We start from the raw sequence: 18,723 nt of genomic DNA on the forward strand, positions 1-18,723 counted from the left end.
CTTCACCTTCACCTTCACCTTCACCTTCACCTTCACCTTCACCTTCACCTTCGCCCTCGCCCTCGCCTTCGCCACCCAACTGGGTGATGCTGGACATCAGCATCGCGCCCGTCTCCACCTCTGAAAGTTCGATTCGAGACTCCGGAGTCACTACCGGCACTTCATCGCCCAGTCGCGTATCCAGGATCGCGTCGATACCGTCGTCTCTCTTGCTGTCGTCGGGCCTTCCGGCCAGACTTTCAATCGTCGCTACATAGGCGCCGTCAACCCACAAGTCCACCTGTCCCGCGAATGCCAGGTCTTCCGCTTCAATCTTCAGCTTGCGACGGTCGCCCTCCTGCTCGTACTCGGCCTTACCTGTCGCGCCCAGGGCCGACCCGACACCGGACAATAAGATGGAGAATTCGTTCGTCTGGCTCTGGTTTCCGCCCGGGAGAATTACGATTGTGTCGGATACGAGATGGCCGTCCACCGCGAGCGTTCCCGACGCGAATACTCTCAAACCGACGGCGAGATCGGCGGCCGACCCGGTTGGCGCGTCGAAGTCGCTGGGCGTGAAGATCGTGGCGGCGTCAAAGGCGACCGTGATGGCTGCGGCGTCCCGCTTGAGCACGAAGCGCTTGGCTGCGGTATCGATGCTCTCGATCACACCGATGGCCCGAGCCTCCACGGAAGTGTCAAAGAGGTCCACCCGCAGATCCGGTACGAGCTGGTAGGAGCCGTCCTCCAGCGACACCAGGCTGATGTTGCCCAACTCAACGAGCAAAAGACCGGTCCCGTTTTCAGTGGCGGTGAAGTTCACGTTTACCGACAGAATTCCGCCGTCGGGAAGGGCGATGTTATCAATCAAGGCATCGGGTGTCGATGCGAGCCTGAGTCGCGGCGCGGAGAGGCGCAGCTCAACTTCCGTATAGTCGCCCGCGGGCACCACAACGGAGTCCAGCACATCCCGGACGCCCATCAGGTCGAGCAAGTTAACCTGCAGCGGGTCGGAGAAAACGGAGAGCGACTCGCTCAAACCATTCACCAGGCGAATCAGGCGGATTTCGTCCAGATTTACGAAGAGCGAATCGATCTCATCTTGCGGGACGACCCGGGCCTTCGTGTCCAGCGCCTTGACGGATGCGGCGTCGAAGGAGCCATCGCTCGCGCCGAGCAACATGGTGAGCCTGGTTCCGTCCTGAGGGTCAACGGTCACCGGGCATCCGGTGAGCCCCAGGGCCGCCACAAGCACCAGTGCCGAAGCCAGAAGCCGGGTCGGTTGGATAGTACGAATCATCGAAGTTTCTCCGTATCTTTCATGTTCAGTGGCCGCGGCGAAATGCCGGGCTCCTGGGGCACGAGACGGAGAGAGGCGGGCTTTACTTACATCCGGCCCGGAGGGTTACTCCCCCGGTGCGAGGGAGAACAGAAAGGTCGTTTTCCCGCCCGCCGCGTCGATCTCGACTTCGTAGTCTTCGGTATCGAGCTCGGAGAACTCCACCGCCCCTGTTGATTCGAGGGTACGGCTTTCGAGGAGCGCGCCCCCGCTCTTCAGGTGGACCCGACAACGCCTCCCCGGCTCGGGGGCTCCTTCAAAAACGAGCCGGAGCGTGGCCTTCTCCCCCCTGTCGTGTTGCACCGTGACCCGGATCGGACCGGCCGCACTGTCCAGGTCCCAGGACAGAACCTTGGGACACAATGAGCCGTCCAGCACCGGCACGGCGGCAAGGGGAACCGCCGTGAAGGTCTCCACGGCCGCCCCGACCACCTTCAGGCCGTCGCGAAGCCACGCCAGGACAAGTTGCGGGGCGGTTTGGGCCGGTTGTGCCGCCGCCAGGAGCGTATGCAGGTCGGCAACGCTACGGACACAATGCCCGCAGGTCGCCAGATGGGCCTCCGCCGTCACGCGGTCTTCCCAGGACATCACGCCGTCGACATATTCCGCCAGATCGTTGTCGTCGAGGCAGGGCCCCCGGGCACTATCCACGGTTGGGTGCTTGGCCGACCGGCGAAGCCCCGAAAAGAGCGCCAGGGCCTCCCCGCACGCATCACACACGGCGGCATGCTCTATGGCCCGACGCACATCGCCGGACGTAATCGTGCCCGCCGCGGCGCTCAGGGCCGCGTCCATCAGGAGTTCATCGCCGGGGCATGTCGTGCTTTCATTCTTCATGGTTGTGCTCGTTCATCAGGGCGAGTATGCCCGTCCGCAATTTGGTCAGCGCCCGCGAGTTTTCCACCGAAATGGTACCCAGCGGTCTGCCGGTTATCTCCGCAATTTCCTGCAGCGTCTTCCCTTCAAGTCTCAGTCGAATCAGCAGAGCCTGCTTCTCCGGAAGCGACCTCAGCACCGTCTCCAGGGCCGCGCGACGCAGCGACTGTTCTTCATCCTCGCCGGCATCGTGCTCGACCTCTTCGCAGACCTGATACTCCTCGGCGAGGGGGCCCTTGTTTCGCAAGGCGTAATAATCCATCACCAGGTTGCGGGTCACTTGAACCAGGTAGGTGGAAAACCTCGCCCGGCCCTGCCAGGCCCGGATCCGGCGGCGGTCATCTTCCAGCAGTTTCTGGTAGATGTGGTGCTCCAGATCATCCGTGTCGATACTGGCCACCTCATAGCGCCGGCGCAACTGGGCCGAGGTGGACCGGATCAACCGGCGGTACTGGCTCATGAAACTTTCCCAGGCCGCTGGCTCTTCCGCCAGGCAGGCCGCGATAAGTTCATTGTCTGTTCTGTAACTATGAGACGACATGGGGCGCAGTTTACTTACATGCCGCTTCCGGCGCAATGGGCGCCAGTCGCTGCACAGGGTTGCCGTAAAGAATGAACGCGGCCCAGGAAAGATCATCGTCACCCCGGGCACGCCGGGTTACCATCCGGGCCTCCCGAAGCGCCGCGCCGATGGGAGTTCCGCGAAGCAATCGGTGAAAGAATACGTTGGCGAGGGCCGCACTGCTCTCCGCGCGTATGGGCCAGCGTGCGCCCACCACGGCCCCAACCCCCGCCAGCAGCAGCCCCGAGGCCAGCCCTGTGTTGGGGGCGTGGCCCATGTGCTCCTTTTTCTGCGGGGTCTCCTCCGCGGAATTGCACGCGTTGGAAAAGACGAGCCGTGGCGGACGGGACAGGCTGCGAATTTGCGCCGGTCCGAGTGCGCCATCGCTCAGTTGCCAGCCCGAGGCCTCGGGGCGCTCCGGATCATAGACCCCGTGGCCGATATAATAGACGAGGTCGGCCGACTCCATGGCCCGGAGCACCGCGACCTGGGTGGCCCGCCCACCGGCCAGGAAGTCCACATCCAGGAAACTGCGCCCTGATTCCAGTGACCAGAGCAGAGTCTCTGCCTCCTCTCGGGCCTCCGGAAGGTCGCCCCGGGGGTCGGCGATAATCAGCATGCGCTGGCGCTTCGGGGCTCCGTGGATCGCCATACGCTGGCTCAGGTCGCCAAGAACCACCTGGCGACCCAGGGCAAAACGTTCACACCAAAGGAGTTCCCCCGAAAGCACCAGCTCCCAGGGAACATCAATCAACTCGCTGTCATGGGACACAATCAGCCCATCGCTGGGAAGCGCCTCCAACCGTTCGCGGACCCGTTGTGGTATAATTTGCGCACCCAGCAGGGTTCCCAGTTCCCGCAGCTCGGCCATGCCGCCGGACCACCCCGCGTTTCCGCGCTGGGCTATCCGGGCGAGGTCTCGCCCAATGCGGGAAGCCAGCGAATCGGGATAGTCGATGGTATATTGCCGCGACAGGGGGTCGCTTCCGGACAGCCGGTAGCGCAGTTGGCCTTCGGAAAAGGCGATTTGCAGCACCGTCGCCGCGATGACCGGTTCGGGTGACGCGGCGGTGCTGGTGTGGACCTCCGAAAGCACGACCCGGAGGCGGGTCGCGCCGAGGACGAGGACAGTCTCGGGTTGCAGGGGCAGGGGGACAGAAATACGGGAAAGCTGGTCAAGCGATTGGACTAAGAGGCCGTTTCGGCTGCCGCAATCTTCTGCAAACCACTGGCCTGAATCGACATAGATACGGGCGTGACGCTCGGATACCGTGTGGTCGTCGGCGAGGGAAACTTCGTTGTCCGCTCCCCGACCGATGCGGATTTCGGGTCCGGAAAGCCCGATCCGCCGCCCCTGGTGCGGGCCGGATTCCACCTGGATCTCCACCGTCCATTGCGCTCGCTCGATCATGGTACTCCCGTGTCGCCCAATTGCAGGGCAGTATAGTGGAGTGGAAAAGAGGCGGTCAATGTAAGCGAATCACCGGACCGCCCGTCCGATGATATGTGCAACGAATATGCGATTATGCTTGAAGTGTCTTTGGACCGGGAAACAGTACACGTGGTAGCCAACAACCCCATGCCCCATCAGCCGCCGGAGGATTCGCGAGCGCGAACCCAGGCCTTCGATCCGGCAGCGGCCCAATCCGACCCCTGGCTGGGCCGGATGGCGGGCAACTACCATATCCTCTCCAAACTCGGCAGCGGTGGCTTTGGGGCCGTCTACACGGCCCGTGACATCCACCTGGACCGATTGGTCGCCCTCAAGATGCTCCGGTACCCGGAGGATTCCGTCGCCCGGGCGGATCTGCTCAAAGAGGCCCGCGTGCTGGCGAAGCTCGGCGAGCAGCCCGGCGTCGTGCAGGTTTTTGGCTGGGGCGAGGTGGACGGCAACTGCTATTTTGCGCTCGAGATGCTGCCCAGAAGCGCAGCGGACCTGCTGCGCGAAGCGCCTTGCGGTCTCCCCGCCACGCAGGCGCTGGAGCTGCTCATCCCCTGTGCCGAAGCGCTGGCCCAGGCCCATGGCCGGGGCATTGTCCACGGCGATATCAAGCCGGCGAATATCTTGAGCGACGGCGGGCGCGGCAAACTCTGCGATTTTGGCCTGGCCAGATTCTACCGGCACTCGACTCCCGCGAACGGGATGGTGATTGGTTCCCCCGCCTTCATGGCGCCGGAACAATTGCGGGGCGAAATCGCCGGACCGGCCTCCGATATTTTTGCGATCGGCGTCACCCTTTATCAGCTCCTGAGCGGGCAACTGCCCTTCGACCGGCCAACGCCGGAGGAAACGACCGCCGCGATTCTGGACAATCACTGGCGCCCCCTCCGGGATTTGATGCCCAGCGTCGACGCGCGGCTGGAACGCATCGTGGAAGCCTGCCTGGCGCCCGATCCGGACCTGCGCTACCCCTCGGCAAAGGCCCTGGCGGATGCGCTGCGCGCATGCCGGACGCGGGAAAAGTCCGCACGTTCCGGGCGCGACCGGCGGCGCGTCCTTCTGCCTTTTGCGGCGGCCCTGCTGGCCGTGGTACTGGGTGCGGTGCTCTTTCCGTTGCTGGAAACAGGCCTCCACTCCGGCGGCGCCAACACGGCACAGGCCGAGGCCCGGAATCTGCTGGAGCAGGGTAATTATCAGGCCGCCGCTAGAGCGTTTCAGGAAGCACTCGCCGGCGGCGCCGCCGATGACCGCGTTCGGTATGGCCTGGGGTACGCCCTGTTGCTCGATGGCAAACTGGAAGAGGCCGAAACGGCATTCGCTTCCATCGAGGATCCCGTGCGCGCCGCCGAAGGCCATGCCGCCGTGGCCCAGGCCCGCAATGACAGCGACGCCCCCGAGGACCTCGCCGAGGCGGCACGTCAGGATGAATCGAGCTATGCCTCGGTTCTGCTCGCCTCCGCCGATCTCTCGGCGGGACACTGGAGCGAAGCGCGGGATAGACTGGCGCAGCTCGATGAAAATGACCTCGACTACAACTGGCAGCGCGCCCGGCTCTGGCAGTCATTGGGAACGGCCCACTTCCGGCTCGGCGAAGTGGCCGAGGCCCGCGCCGCCTTCGAACGCGCGGCCGGTACGGGAAACGCCCAGAGCGCGGTCGTGGCCGAAGGCTATCTGGAAATAACCGAACGGGAGCTCGCCCGGGAGGCGCGCCAAGATTTGAGCGCCCAGATCGCGCGGCTGCGGGATCTCCGCGATCGCGCGCCTGAAGTGGAGATCACCGACCGCTGGACGAGCCGTCCGATGCGGGTGTGGATCCCCCCGGTCGACGTGGGCAACAGCGCCATCGCCGCCGACTCCGGTCTGGCGGACGTTCTGCCCTGGCGCCTGAGCACGGCGCTTTTTGCCCAGACCGACCGGCCCGTGGACGTGGTCGATCGCAGCATTACCGCGTCGCTCCTTTCGGAACAGGAACTCTCCGCCCAGTTGAGCGCGCCGGAGGACACGGTCCGCCTCGGCGAATTCCTGGGCGCGCGCGTGGCCGTCCTCTGCCAGGCCAACACGGTCTTTGGCGAACAGGCCATTTCCGTATCTCTGGTGGACGTTGAAACCAGCCGCCGCATCCCCGCGGGCGAATTCCCCCTGAACCGTGCGACGGCACTGGCGCCGCTGGTGGAGCAAATCGGCCGGGCTGTCGTGACCGCGCTGGAGAAGGCCTATCCCCTTCGGGGCCAGGTACGCCAGACCGACGAAGGACTCCGAATCAATATCGGCACGGATGCTGGCCTGAAAGCGGGCATGTCCCTGAAGCTTATGACGGGCCCCGGCCCGGAATACACCCTGCCTGGCATCTCGGCCACCATTGCCGAGCCCATTGGCGCGTCCACCGCCGGCGTGACCCTGGTCCCTGCGGATGCGACGGTACCTGCCGAGGGCTGGCACGCGGAGGCAACGCCCCGACCCGAGGTCGACCATGGATAAGCGCATCTTCCTATTGATCGCGCTGGCCGCCTCGGGCTGCGCCTCGGACACGGCACGCTTTGAAAAAGAGGGGGTGGCCTATGGTGTTACCGAGGGCCCCTTTCGCGGGCGCTGGTGGAGCTACTATGAACGGGGTCGCTCTTTCCTGGACGGTGGCTTTTATGCCGAGGCCCAGCGCGATTTTGAGACCGCCTTGAACGAGCGGGATTTGGATCAGCGGTGGGCGCGAACCTATGGGCTCCATTTCACGGCACAATACTTCCCAAATCGGGAGCTCGGTGTAGCCCTCTATCATCAGGGCGCCTATGAGGAAGCGGCGGCCCGCCTCGAAAGCAGCCAGGCCCAGCAGCCCTCCGCCAGAGCGGAATGGTATCTTCGCGAGACACGCAAGAAACTGAGCGAGGGCGACACCGTGGCGCCCGCGCTCTCGTTTGAAGGCGAGCACCCGACGAGCCTGTCCACACGGACGGCCACCCTGATGTTGCGCGCTGAGGACAACACCTACATCGACACCATTACCGTAGACGGGCGCGCGTTGAATATCGGTGCTCCCGCACGGGCTATCGACACCTCCGCGACGGTCACCATCGCCCCCGGAACCAATACAATTGCCGTTCGGGCACGGGATGTCGCCGGACTCGAAACGGAAAGTGCGTGGCAGGTCTACGGCGACTTCGATGGCCCGGCCGTGAGTCTGGATCTCCCGGCGACGCTACCGGGTGTTCTTGAGGGCACGGTGAGCGATCACGCGGGTGTCGCGCGCCTCACGGTTGCGGGCGTGTCCGCCACGCTTTCGGAGAGCGCCGACGGACAACGCTTTCGCGTGGCTCTCGCGGCGCCGGATCTGGCCCAGCCCCTCGTGTGCATTGCGGAAGATGCACTGGGCAATACGTCCACAATCCCCCTGCCTGCCGATCGCCTGAAGGTCGCCGACGCACGCATTGCCGCCGTGTTCGCGCCGCTTGTGACCCTCGCAGAACCGGCGACAGAAGGCACGCCCAAGGTTACCCTGGCCAATCTCGCCAGCGGCCAGCGCTACCTGCGCGAAGAAATCGTGGTAGATATTGAAATAGAAGCACCAGCGGGAGTCCGGAGCCTGACCCTCAACGAGTCCCCCGTCGACATACTGCCTGTGCGCGGCAGCCAACGACTAAGCCGCCGGGTGGCGCTGCCCAAAGCAGGGCCGGTTGCCATGATTGCCGTGCTGGAAGACCAGCAGGGCAATCGCGTTGAAACGCGCGCCGATATCGACCGCGTGCTTACCGACGTAGAGCAGCTTTCCAACCGGCTTAGCCTCGCCATCCTCGGCAATATCTGGGAGGGCCCCAACCGCGTGGCCCAGGCCGAAGAGACCTTCATTGCCGATGAGCTAAACCGTGTGCTCTATGACGAGGGCCGCTTTGATCTCGTCGCGCGCGACGCCCTGCCCGAAGTCCTCACCGAGCAGGAACTCGCCGCCGCCGCCGGTTCGCGCCATGGCGCTTCGCCCCTGCGCGACATCGTGCCGGCGGAGATGATGGCCGTGGGTCTGGTCCGCAAGGACGCGGAATCGGTCGAAATCATACTTCAGGCCATCAGCCTCGAAACTTCCCAACTCATGGGCTACGCCGACATAGCGGGGCGCGCCAATACGCGGGAGGAACTCCGCACCCTCGTGGCGGATCTGGCGCTGCGCTTCCTCCAGGAGTTTCCCCGGGTTCAGGGCCAGGTGGCGAGTGTCCGGAGCGCGGACACGGCCATTTCCAACCTTTCTCAGCGTGATCGGGTACGCCCGAAAATGAAGTGTCTCCTCTTCCGTCAGGGAGAAGAAATTCATGACCCGGTAACGGGCGCTTTGCTCGGTGCTCCGGCCGAAGTGATTGCCGAAGGCTGGTTCGACGGGGTAACCCCAACCCTGTCGACCATTCGCCTGCCCCAGGGCCAGACGGCGATTGAGGTGCAAGACTTTGTCATCACCAAGTAACTATCGCGCCGCCCTCGTTGCGCTCGCACTTGTCGCGCTACCCGCCGCCGCCCAGAACGCCGGCGGGCTCGGGGCCGATCGCGCCATCCCCCCCACGCCCGATCCCGTGGGCGCGGGCGCGCGTGCGGCGGGCATGTCCAATGCCTTCATCGCCATTGCGGACGACGCGACCGCAGCGTCGTGGAATCCGGCAGGCCTCGTGCAACTGGAGCGGCCCGAGGTCGCCATCGTAGGCTCCCTGCTCACACTGCGTCATGATTTTTCGGCAAGTTCCGAGCCAGGATTCGGGGGGGATTTTGAAGACGACTTTTCCGACCTGAACTTTCTGAGTTTCACCGCGCCGCTGCCCCGGCCCATTTTCGATCGCAATGCCACGGTTTCGCTCAGCTACCAGCGCCGCTTCGATTTCAACCAGTCCTTCGAGGGGCGCGTTTCCGGCGCCTCGGTTCTCAATCTGGAGCCGCCGGTGCTGCTTAATCAACGCACCACGCTCCGCTTTGATCAGGAAGGCAGCCTGAGCACGATCTCGCCCGCATTCGCCATCGAACTGACCCGCAAGCTATCCATTGGCGCCGCGCTGAATCTCTGGCGCAGCACCTTTCTGTCGGACAACGGCTGGAAGCAGACTACGCGGGTGAACGGGGTCTCCCTCCTCGGCGCATCGACGTCGCTGTCGCGCGGTTTTTCCAGCGAGTCCTATGAGGATTTCAGCGGCGAAAATTTCACGCTCGGCCTGCTGTGGAAGCCCAACCCCCGCTGGAGTTTCGGCCTGCGCTACGACACGGCCTTTACCGGCACGGCGGACTATGCCGCTCAGGATCGCGAACTGCGCTTTCGACTCGGTGGCAACCGGCCCCTATTCAATGGAAACGCCACCCGCGAAACGCGCGAGATCAGTTTTCCCGACACCCTCGCGCTGGGCCTGGCATGGCGTCCCAACGACCGCCTGACTGTGGGGCTCGATGTGAGCCGCACCGACTGGAACGATCTCGTCGTAAAAGACCGTCAGGGACGCCGCTTTTCCATGGTCGATGGCACCGATCGCGATAATCCGTTTCAGAAAACGGATTTTGATCCGACCTGGGCCGTGCGGCTGGGCGCGGAATATGTTTTCATTCCCAAAGAACCGGGCGAGGATCTCCCCTGGCTGTGGACCCTGCGCGGCGGACTTTCCTATGAGGAAGAGCCGGCTTCGGGTCGCTCCAGCCGGAACTACTTCAGCAAAGGCGATGGCAATGCCGATCAGTTCTACGGGCTTTCCCTCGGCGCGGGTGTGCTCATTGGCCAGCGGGTCAATATCGATCTGGCCTGGCAGATGCGTTACGGCCCGGGCGTGAACGGCGATCTTAACCCCGGCGTGGCGGGCTTTGACGACGACGAACTGCGCCATCGTCTGATGCTTTCCACTGTGGTGTATTTCTGAAGATAAGCAAGGCAGCGCACCGAGGCTCCCGTGGGTCATCGGTATCGGAAATTTCTCCGAAATAAGGTAAAATAGAGGTAACTATGGTTCGTCAATTCCTTAACGGGGGTGGGGTTCTCGTCGCGCTGCCGGTGCTGGTTGCGCTCGGGCTGTGCCGCGCCTGGGCGAATGATATTATCGTGGATATCAACGCCCCGAGCTGTGCCACTTTCCAGGACGGATCCGCCGAATTCCCCTATTGCTCCATTCAGGCCGGCATCGACGCGGCGGCTCTGGAGGGCGAGCACGCCATCACCGTCATGCCGGGCATCTACAATGAACAACTGGTGTTCCAACCCGAAATTGAGCTCCAGGTGGGCGAGACCGAGGGCAAGGGCGGCGATGGTCAGGTCATCGTCGAATTTGCACCCCTGCCCGGTGAATCGCCCTACATCATCACGGGTGCCGACAACGTAAAGCTGGAAGGTCTTACGATCCGGGTCCCTGTTGGGGCAACAGCACCTGCCGTCCTCCTCTACATGCCGAATGTGGAAATGGAAATTGAAGAGCTGTATTTCGACGGTGGACTCAACCTCAACACCACCGGCATCCTCGTGACGGGACCCGAGTCCTCACGCGGTCGAATCAAGGAGTCCACCTTTACGGGCGTTGAAGTCGGTGTAGAGGCCGTCGATTCCGGTATCCGGATCACGCGCAATCTCTTTACCGGCATACTTCGCGATGCCATCTACGTCCACGCGCCCGACGGCGTGACGGGGCCCGTCGAACTGCCTGAAATAGGTTCGGCCAGCGCCCTGGAGATCTCCGGCTTTAACCAGTTCCGCGACGTGGGCGGATTCGTTGGTGACGATGATGATGGCGACGACGGCAAGGGCATCAACCTGAACAACGCCTTCGTGCTGCGCAACACCACGGGCCAGACCCTGGTGGCCCAGTTGAACGACTGGGACGTTTTCAACAGCGGCGAGATCCTGGCCCGACTCAGCACCGCACCCCCGGATGCCAAATCGTTTGGCGGCGCGGAAAGTCAGAAGCAGGCTGCGGTGCCCTTTATTGTCGAGCCCTTCCTGGGCAAGAGCGCTTTTCCGGGCAGCATATACCTGCGAATCAAAGATCAAGGCAACAACCTGCCGCTTGGCACCGCTACTCCCGCCTTGCTGCAGGCCGGGCTGGATCTTGGCATCATCCCCGATTTCGATCCAGAGAGCAGCCTGTACTCCTTTACCTTTCTGACGCCCGGTATCTATCAGGCCAGGGCCACCGCGCCCAACTACACCCCGCAAGACATCGACGTTATCGTCACACCGGGTGCGATTGAGGCACGGGAGATGTTTCTCACCAGCCAGCTGCCGCCGGCACCACCCGCCTTGAGCGGCACCATACCCCTTGGCCCCGCGATCGAAACCATGCCTCTGATCAGCGGCAGCGCCGGCCCCGGACTCAGCATCCGGATCTATGCAAATGCCTCACTCATGATCACGACCAGTGCGGACATCCAGGGGTTCTTCTCCACCACCATCGGACCGCTGCAGTCCGGCACCAATACCCTATACGCTATTGCCGAGGATAGCCTGGGACGGCTGAGTGCTGCCTCCGGAGACTATCTGTACGAAGTCATCGCCGCCGAAGGCGAAGGTGAAGGCGAGGGTGAAGGCGAGGGTGAAGGCGAGGGTGAAGGCGAGGGTGAAGGTGAAGGTGAAGGTGAAGGTGAGGGTGAAGGTGAAGGTGAAGGCGAGGGCGAGGGCGAGGGCGAGGGCGAGGGCGAGGGCGAGGGCGAGGGCGAGGGTGAAGGTGAAGGTGAAGGTGAAGGTGAAGGTGAAGGCGAAGGCGAAGGCGAAGTTCCTGGCTGCACTCAGCCTGCAAAGAGCACCCAACACAACGCTGGCAATGAAATTTTGACGCTGCTCATGTGCGGACTGCTACTCCACCGGAAGATAGTACGCTGAAGCACCGCTACGGGACCGTCCTGAACGCAAGGGCCCGCTGCTGACACAAAGGGCACCATCGACCAACAGCCCACCCCGCTTAAGAAAAACCCGCTGCGCGTTCGGGACCGTCCCGCGCATTTAAAAAGGGGGACAATACTGCACGCCTGACGGGCCTCCCACGGTAAATAGAGCCGTTACACCCAACGACATTTCCCCTGTCCCGGGACCCGTTCGTGCCGGACAGTCCCCCTTTTACGCGCCCCGCCGCTGGACCGTGAGCGGCATGCCCCCCTTGGGTCGCAGCGTAATCCTCGGGTCAATCGCCGGTCGTGGCGCACCCTCGGCGCAGAGGCGCCAGTGCTGTCCAATCGTCGCGAGCACCAGCATGGCCTCCATCATGGCGAAACGTTCGCCGATGCACTTTCGCGGCCCGGCGCCGAAGGGAAACCAGGCGTTGCGCGGACGGCTGTCCCGCTGCTCCGCGCTGAAACGCTCGGGATCGAATCGCTGGGGGTCGGGGAAGAAGCGCGGGTCGCGGTGAGTCGCAAACGGACTCAACAGCACCTGCGAACCCGGTGGAATGCGGTAGCCCAGAATCTCAATCTCGCGCAGGGTCTCCCGTCCGAAGAAGTACGCGGGTGGGTAGAGGCGCAGGGTCTCTTCCACGATCTGTCGCGTCCAGGGGAGCCGCTCGGCATCCTCCATGACAGGCGGACGGCCACCCAACACTTGATCGATCTCGCCATGAAAGCGCGCTTCGACCTCGGGGTTCTCCGCAAGCATACGCCAGGCCCACGTCATGGTGCTCGCGGTCGTTTCGTGGCCCGCTAGAAAAAGCGTGAGGACTTCGTCGCGCAACTCGTCGTCGGTCATGGCACTGCCGTCTTCCTCGTCGCGCGCCTCCAGGAGCATGTGGAGCAGGTCCCCCTCGCCGCCCGAAGCCCGGTGCTCCGCGATGATCCGGAACACAATATCGTCCAGCGTGGCGATAGCCCGCCAGAATCGCCGCGCACGGGGAAAGGGCAGGCGAATGATCCGTTGGCCATGGGGAAGCAGCAGGATGCTGTCCGCCCGAAGGATATCTTCAATCGCGGACGCGATGTGCCGCTTGTCTTCGGCGATCTCGGAATTGAAAAGTGTCTTCCCCACGATATCCAGGGCGAGGGACATCATCTCGCCCATGGCGTCGATCCGCTGGCCGTCCCGCCAGCGCCCCGAGGTCCGCTCGGCAAAGGCAACCATCGTTTCCACGTACTTGGCGATGCGGCCCGTGTGAAAGGCCGGCTGCATCATGCGCCGCTGTTTCAAGTGGGCTTCCCCCTCATTGAGGAGCAGCCCATTGCGGAGCACGGGTCGAAGGAACAACTGGTGGCCGGTGTCTTTGCGCACATCGCGATGGGATACGGCCAGCAGCTCGTGCACGGCGTCCGGCTCGTTTACGAGGTAGACGCGTCCATCCAGCCCGTCCAGCATCACAAAATTCCCATAGCGTTGGAAGCAGTCCATCACAGGCGTGATGCGATCATGGCACATCTTGAAGAGGGGTCGAAGGGAACGGAAGCGGCCGGGGCCGGGCGGGTCGATGGGGTGGGGGATCATGAAGTACGGCAATCCAGTCAAGGGTGTGAGAAGTGCCCGCGGGACACATGGGTGCGCCGCCCCCCGCAAGGCCCCGCTATTATTTCACGTTCCCACGCTCCGATGCATCCGGAGAATCCGCAGACTCAAGAGCTTTGCGCGCGGGTGTGCATGCGGGATTGGCCTGGAGGCAGGCCTCCCAGATCGCCACGGCTTTTTCACGTTCCCCGAGCCGGTCCATCGCGTGGGCCTGCAGGAGCCTGGCCTGCTCCAGAGCCGGATCAATCGCCAGCGCGCGCAGCACCAGCGCCTCGCCCTCCTGCAGCTCCCTGTCCGAAGCGGATGGATTGAAGATCAGCATTTTGGCCTGAGAGACAATGGCCTTCGCATTTGCCGGGTCCAGGCGCAGGGCCTCTTCCACCGCCGCCTTCATCTCACCCTTCATCTTTCCCGCGCGATAGTTGGATCGGATCATGGTTCCCATTAGATCGGCCCGTATCCGGAACTTCTCGCTCGATTCCGGCAGCGACTCCAGGAGGAGCATTCCCGCCTCCGCGTGGACGTCTATCGTCTTCCCGATCTCGCGCCGCTCCGTTACCGCGGACTCGGGAAGCTGCTCGAACTCGATCCGGCACAGTTCCGCGCAGAGCAGCCGTGTCCTGGCCGCAAGTTCGTTGTTCTGCGCGGTGGCCGGCAGCAGGGCCTCCGCCGCTTCGCGGTCATAAGCGCGCGCCGCCTCCTCCAGTTCGGCCAGAGACTGGGCGAGGACCGATTGGCCGATAAGCAGCATAAGCGCGATGGCGACTCTCATGGGGAGGCCCTGCCCAACAACGGTAGAATCGCCGACAGGACTTGGGCTTCGCACTTGCGGAAGAAGTGATCGCAGCCGGGCAGCAATATGAACTCCTTTTCTCCTTGCACCCGCTCGAACAGGGGATCGAAGTCCGCCTGGCTGAAGGCAAAGTCTCTGTCACCCGCAATGAATCGGCAGGGCATCGTCAGGCCCTCGATTCCCACCATGGGCGCACGGGCCACGGGGGGAGCCAGGGCGGCAAGCCAGGCGGGAGGATGGATTCCCGCGAGAAGCACAGCGAGGCAGGATCCGAATGAATAGCCCACGAAACCCAGGCGCGCTTCCGGCAGGGCGCCCCGCAGGAAGTCGCGAGCGGCGAGGGCATCGGGCACTACGCCGCGATAGTCCTTTTTTTCTTCAAGGCGGGCCCAGTATTCATAGGGTGAATCACCCGCCGGCAGGTCCAGCGCGCTGCCGCCGACGCCCGCGTAGTTAAAGCGCAAGGTCGCGCAACTCGCCGCGGCAAGCTGCTGCGCGAGGAACGCTATCACGTTGTTGTCCATGCGTCCGCCCATGTGGGGGTGGGGCGACAGCAGCAGCACGGCCGTCTCCGGCTCGCCCCAGTCGGGATAGGCAAGAATGCCCTCCAGAGTGTTGGACCCCGAGGCGAATTGCACCTGCTCTTCGGTGAAGCTTTCGGTGTGCGCGCTCAATACAAGCCCTCCTGGCGCGTGGCCTGATAGCGGGTCGCCGGTTGGGGGTCGCGAATGCCCGTCGCGTGAAAACCGAGTGCAAGCGCCTCGACGGAATCCACGTTGCAGCGCTCGGCTTCATCGCCCTCCACCACGTGGGGCAGGAAGCACGCGCGGTCGAGGCGATGAAAACGCACGGGACCGCGGGTTTCTCCGAGCTCGGTCGAGACGTCCACGATGAGCCGCGCGCCATGGGCCACATAGACCGGCTGCTCGCCTTCCCGGGCGAACACCTCGGGGCAGACGCCCGCCAGGCTGTTGCCGTATCCCGAGAGGGTCACCGCGTTGGGAAAGGCTTCGCCGAGCCGCGCCCAGAAGCCGGGCTCGGGCGCCATTCCGCCCAGGTGGATGCCCGCGATGCGCTCGCGCGCTTCGGCGGGCATACGCTGGCCCAGCGCTTCGAGCACGGGTGGAGTGCTGAAAAGCACGCCGATGTCCTGCACCGCCGCCACGCGAAGGGCCTGCTCCAGCACGTGCTCCAGATAGCGGGTTCGGCCCAGGGAGCCCTGGGGCAGTTTACGCACCCAGCGCGGATCGAAATCCACACTGAAGGGATCGATGGAGCCGAGGGCCGCCGCGCAATAGCGGGCGGCCTTGCCGATCACATGGGGACCGGAGGGACCCACGAAGAGCCAGTTTCGATCCCGGGGAAAGCGGAGCAGCTCCGCCGCGTGAATAAATGGGGCGACAAAAGCTGCGTAGAAATCGTCGGGGTGGTAGGTCGTGCATTTTGGCGCGCCGGTTGCCCCGCCCGTCTCGGCAGTCACAAAGCCGGAGAGTTGATCGTGATATCGCCTCGGTATGAAATCCGTCACCGGTCGGCCCGCGAGTTCATGCGGCGGAAATGCTGGGAAGCGATTCAGATCCGCCACCGTTTCTATTTCACGCCGGGGGTCAAAGCCGAGACCGCGCGCGGTCTCCAGCCAGTAGGGCGCGCCCCAGGCGGGGTCGAAATGGAGATCGAGAGTCTCCCGAAGATGTTCTGTCGCGTTTATCATGATTTCCGTTCGATCTCTCCCTCGCCCCGGATTTTTTTAGATTCGCTCATGAGCACGGTCACCGGGAGCAGCCAGAGATCCGCCAGCACCGCCACCGCCATCGTTCCCGCCGACAACAGCCCGAAGTAGCGGATTGGCGCAAAGCTGGACAGCCCGAGTGCGAGGAAACCCACGCAGGCCGTCATGGCCGTCGCCAGCATTGCGGGTGTGTTCACTTCCAGGGCCGCGTGAAGCGCGCCGCGATTCTCCTCTCCCCCTTCAATTCGCTCGCGCCAGCTCGAGAGCAGATGCAAGGTATCGTCCACCGCGATGCCGACCGCTATCGCGGCCACCATGACGGTCGCGGGATCGAGGGGGATACCGAAGAGCCCCATGGCGCCGAACAACCCGGCGATGGGCAGCAGATTGGGTGCGACGGACAGGAGCATGAGTTTGATTGAACGCAGCCCGATCCAGATACACAAGAAAACCACGGCCACGGCCAGGCCCAGGCTGTTGACCTGGGTCTGAATCAGACCGAACTGGGCCCGCACCAGGCGGAGCACCACACCCGTGTGATAGCCGGTGATTCCGCCCGGCGCAACCGCCAGCGCGTCATCCGAACGCGCCACGATCGCGAGCAGCTCAGCGCCGTCCATCACCCGCACCAGGCTGGACAGGCGGATCCGTTCGCCGTCGGGCGACACCAGAGAATTGAGCGGCTGCCGGGCCTCCTCCGACATGGCCTCCACGAGCTGGCGCGCGGCCTCGCGATTCTCCGGAAGCCGATAGGCCTCCCCCGCGCCGCCGGCGGACCACTGGTGCAGCTTTTTCAGATAGTCCAGGGGCGAAATGACCCGGGCGATGCCGGGCTCGGCGCTGAGCTGGGCAACCTGGGCCTCGATCGCCGGCCAATTGCGCTCGTCCAGCCAGGAGCCGGGAAGCTGGAGTATCGTCTCCAGGGTATACAATCCTGAGAACTTTTCACTGATCACCGCCGCATCGCGCACCACCTCGTGATCGGCGTCCAGAAAGGTCAGGGGGTTGGACTCCGTCTTCACGCGCGTGCCCAACAGCGAGAATATCAACGTGAACACGATGGCCCCCCAGAGAATTCGTCCGCCGTGGCGTTCATATCCGGGTATGCCGGTGCCGGAGCCCCATATCGTCCGGGGTGCTCGCGCCGTTGCGCGCAAATCGAGCACCACGATAAGGACCGGACCGAGACCCATCGCCACGAGAAACGCAACCGGAATTCCGATACCTCCCGCCACTCCCAGTTCCCGGACGGGGGCCATGCCCGCCGTGCAGAGCGAGAAAAAGCCCAGCGACGTGGTAAGCGCCGCGAGCAGACAAGGCCAGGCGCACTCGGATAGCGCCCGGTCCGCCGCACCGCGAATGCCCCGTCCCTCCAGCAGGGCCGTCTCGTGGTAGCGGAGCAGGTGGACCATGTAGGCCATGGAAAGCACCCAGAGCACGGGCGGAAGGGCCACGGTGACCATGTTCATGGTCAGGCCGAGCCATCCCATGAGCCCGAGCGTGATTACGAGCGAGAGTCCCGAAACAATAAACGCGGCCAGCACTTTGCGCGGTGAACGCAGCGTGAGAAGGAGGATCAGACACGATGCGGTGGCCGCCACGGGCAGGAGCCGCCGGGCCTCGCGCTCCGACTCCCGGTCAAGCGCCGCGTTGAGCACAATCGGACCGGCCCAGTGCACCGACCACCCCACAAGTCGGAGGGGGCTGGCCGCCGCCTTCAGTGCGGCGACATAGGCGCGCCGCTCGGCGGATGCGACGGGCGCGGTACCGCTGATGATCATGCCGCCGGTGGAACGATCGGGAGAAACGATGACACGCTCGTAGAACGGCGAGGAGCGCAACTCCGCCTCCAGCTCCTCCGCGCTTTCCGCGCCGAACTCGTCTCGAAAGAGCGAGGGAATGCTCTTCACGGAGTCCACGCCGGGCACCGCCTCGATCGCCTGCAAGACCCCGATCTGGAGATCGAGAGCGGTCTCGGAAAGCAGCCCGCCGCCGGTGTACACCATCAGAATGTCATCGTCGCCGCCGAAGTCCTTTCGGAAGTCGGCGTAGCGCTGCGCGTCCGCGTCCTGCTCCACCCACTGCTCGATACCGTTGTCGATCGTCAGCCGCGACAGGCCGAGGGGGGCGAACGCGAGCAGCACGACGGTGGACACGGCCGAGATGAAAAAGATTCTGCTCTGGGGAAGGGCCTGTCTCAAGAATGACTCAATCGAAACGCATGTTGCGCAAAAAAGGGCTCCAGCACCGTGCTCAGTTGCAGGCCGAGGGCGATATCCCCCTCGATCTCAATCCGCAGGTCGAAGAAGGCCCGGTCCGGTGGCAGGGTTCCGGTAACGATTTCGAGCAACGTGCCCGACTCCAGCATAAATACGCACTGGGCCGCCTCGGTGCCCGCTTCAATCGCCACAAGGCGTCCGGACGCCACGACCAGTGTCCAGGCGGCGCCCTCGACATCGGTCAGGGACACGCCGAGCGCGCACGAGAGAGAACGCAGCCCGGGTATCAGAAGTTGACCCCGAAGTCCGGGCAGATAGCCGGTGAAGTACTGGCGGCTCGCCGCCCGCTGTCGCTCTCGAAATGAATCCGGCATGG

Annotated in this window: 14 protein-coding genes; 4 read left to right on the forward strand and 10 right to left on the reverse strand. The window is 63.9% G+C overall.

The annotated features are described in order from the left end of the window. The 4 genes from JNK74_21685 to JNK74_21700 all read right to left on the reverse strand — a co-directional run. On the reverse strand, positions 1-1,279 hold a 1,279-nt coding region (locus JNK74_21685; protein MBL7648798.1), incomplete at its 3' end, for a DUF4382 domain-containing protein. A gap of 105 nt (positions 1,280-1,384) precedes the next feature. Beyond that, the gene (locus tag JNK74_21690; GenBank protein ID MBL7648799.1) at positions 1,385-2,155 is read right to left on the reverse strand and encodes a zf-HC2 domain-containing protein; all 771 of its coding nucleotides are present in this window, start codon (positions 2,153-2,155) and stop codon (positions 1,385-1,387) included. Continuing rightward, a complete protein-coding gene (locus JNK74_21695; protein MBL7648800.1) occupies positions 2,145-2,735 on the reverse strand; it encodes a sigma-70 family RNA polymerase sigma factor in 591 nt (196 codons plus the stop codon). The genes JNK74_21690 and JNK74_21695 overlap by 11 nt, the downstream gene beginning before the upstream one ends. Before the next feature lie 10 nt (positions 2,736-2,745). Next, entirely contained in the window at positions 2,746-4,167 is a 1,422-nt protein-coding gene (locus tag JNK74_21700; GenBank protein MBL7648801.1) for a CHAT domain-containing protein, read from the reverse strand. A gap of 150 nt (positions 4,168-4,317) precedes the next feature. Between JNK74_21700 and JNK74_21705 the strand changes: the two genes are divergently transcribed. From JNK74_21705 to JNK74_21720, 4 genes are all read left to right on the forward strand, one after another. Next, positions 4,318-6,675 carry a protein kinase gene (locus JNK74_21705; protein MBL7648802.1) on the forward strand — a complete coding sequence of 786 codons (2,358 nt, stop codon included), beginning with the start codon at positions 4,318-4,320 and terminating at the stop codon, positions 6,673-6,675. Beyond that, positions 6,668-8,638 carry a hypothetical protein gene (locus JNK74_21710; protein MBL7648803.1) on the forward strand — a complete coding sequence of 657 codons (1,971 nt, stop codon included), beginning with the start codon at positions 6,668-6,670 and terminating at the stop codon, positions 8,636-8,638. The genes JNK74_21705 and JNK74_21710 overlap by 8 nt, the downstream gene beginning before the upstream one ends. Then, on the forward strand, positions 8,622-10,061 hold the full coding sequence (locus JNK74_21715) for an outer membrane protein transport protein (GenBank protein MBL7648804.1): 1,440 nt from the start codon (positions 8,622-8,624) through the stop codon (positions 10,059-10,061). Before JNK74_21710 ends, JNK74_21715 begins: the two co-directional genes overlap by 17 nt. Before the next feature lie 83 nt (positions 10,062-10,144). After that, on the forward strand, positions 10,145-12,007 hold the full coding sequence (locus JNK74_21720; GenBank protein ID MBL7648805.1) for a hypothetical protein: 1,863 nt from the start codon (positions 10,145-10,147) through the stop codon (positions 12,005-12,007). A gap of 234 nt (positions 12,008-12,241) precedes the next feature. On the opposite strand, the gene JNK74_21725 is transcribed toward JNK74_21720, so the two are convergent. The 6 genes from JNK74_21725 to JNK74_21750 form a co-directional block, all read right to left on the reverse strand. After that, a complete protein-coding gene (locus tag JNK74_21725; GenBank protein ID MBL7648806.1) occupies positions 12,242-13,588 on the reverse strand; it encodes a cytochrome P450 in 1,347 nt (448 codons plus the stop codon). Positions 13,589-13,667: 79 nt separating this feature from the next. Beyond that, on the reverse strand, positions 13,668-14,378 hold the full coding sequence (locus JNK74_21730) for a hypothetical protein (GenBank protein ID MBL7648807.1): 711 nt from the start codon (positions 14,376-14,378) through the stop codon (positions 13,668-13,670). Further along, positions 14,375-15,073, reverse strand: coding sequence for a hypothetical protein (locus JNK74_21735; GenBank protein MBL7648808.1), 699 nt, complete (start codon positions 15,071-15,073; stop codon positions 14,375-14,377). Before JNK74_21735 ends, JNK74_21730 begins: the two co-directional genes overlap by 4 nt. Beyond that, positions 15,070-16,110 (reverse strand): hypothetical protein, encoded by a 1,041-nt coding sequence (locus JNK74_21740; protein MBL7648809.1) that lies wholly within the window; start codon positions 16,108-16,110, stop codon positions 15,070-15,072. The genes JNK74_21735 and JNK74_21740 overlap by 4 nt, the downstream gene beginning before the upstream one ends. Next, positions 16,107-18,329: an MMPL family transporter gene (locus JNK74_21745; protein ID MBL7648810.1), complete on the reverse strand. Its 2,223-nt coding sequence runs from the start codon at positions 18,327-18,329 to the stop codon at positions 16,107-16,109. The genes JNK74_21740 and JNK74_21745 overlap by 4 nt, the downstream gene beginning before the upstream one ends. Continuing rightward, positions 18,326-18,721, reverse strand: coding sequence for an SCP2 sterol-binding domain-containing protein (locus JNK74_21750; GenBank protein MBL7648811.1), 396 nt, complete (start codon positions 18,719-18,721; stop codon positions 18,326-18,328). Before JNK74_21750 ends, JNK74_21745 begins: the two co-directional genes overlap by 4 nt. Between the last annotated feature and the right edge of the window lie 2 nt (positions 18,722-18,723).

The organism is Candidatus Hydrogenedentota bacterium, from assembly GCA_016791475.1.
Taxonomy (GTDB): Bacteria; Hydrogenedentota; Hydrogenedentia; order Hydrogenedentales; family JAEUWI01; genus JAEUWI01.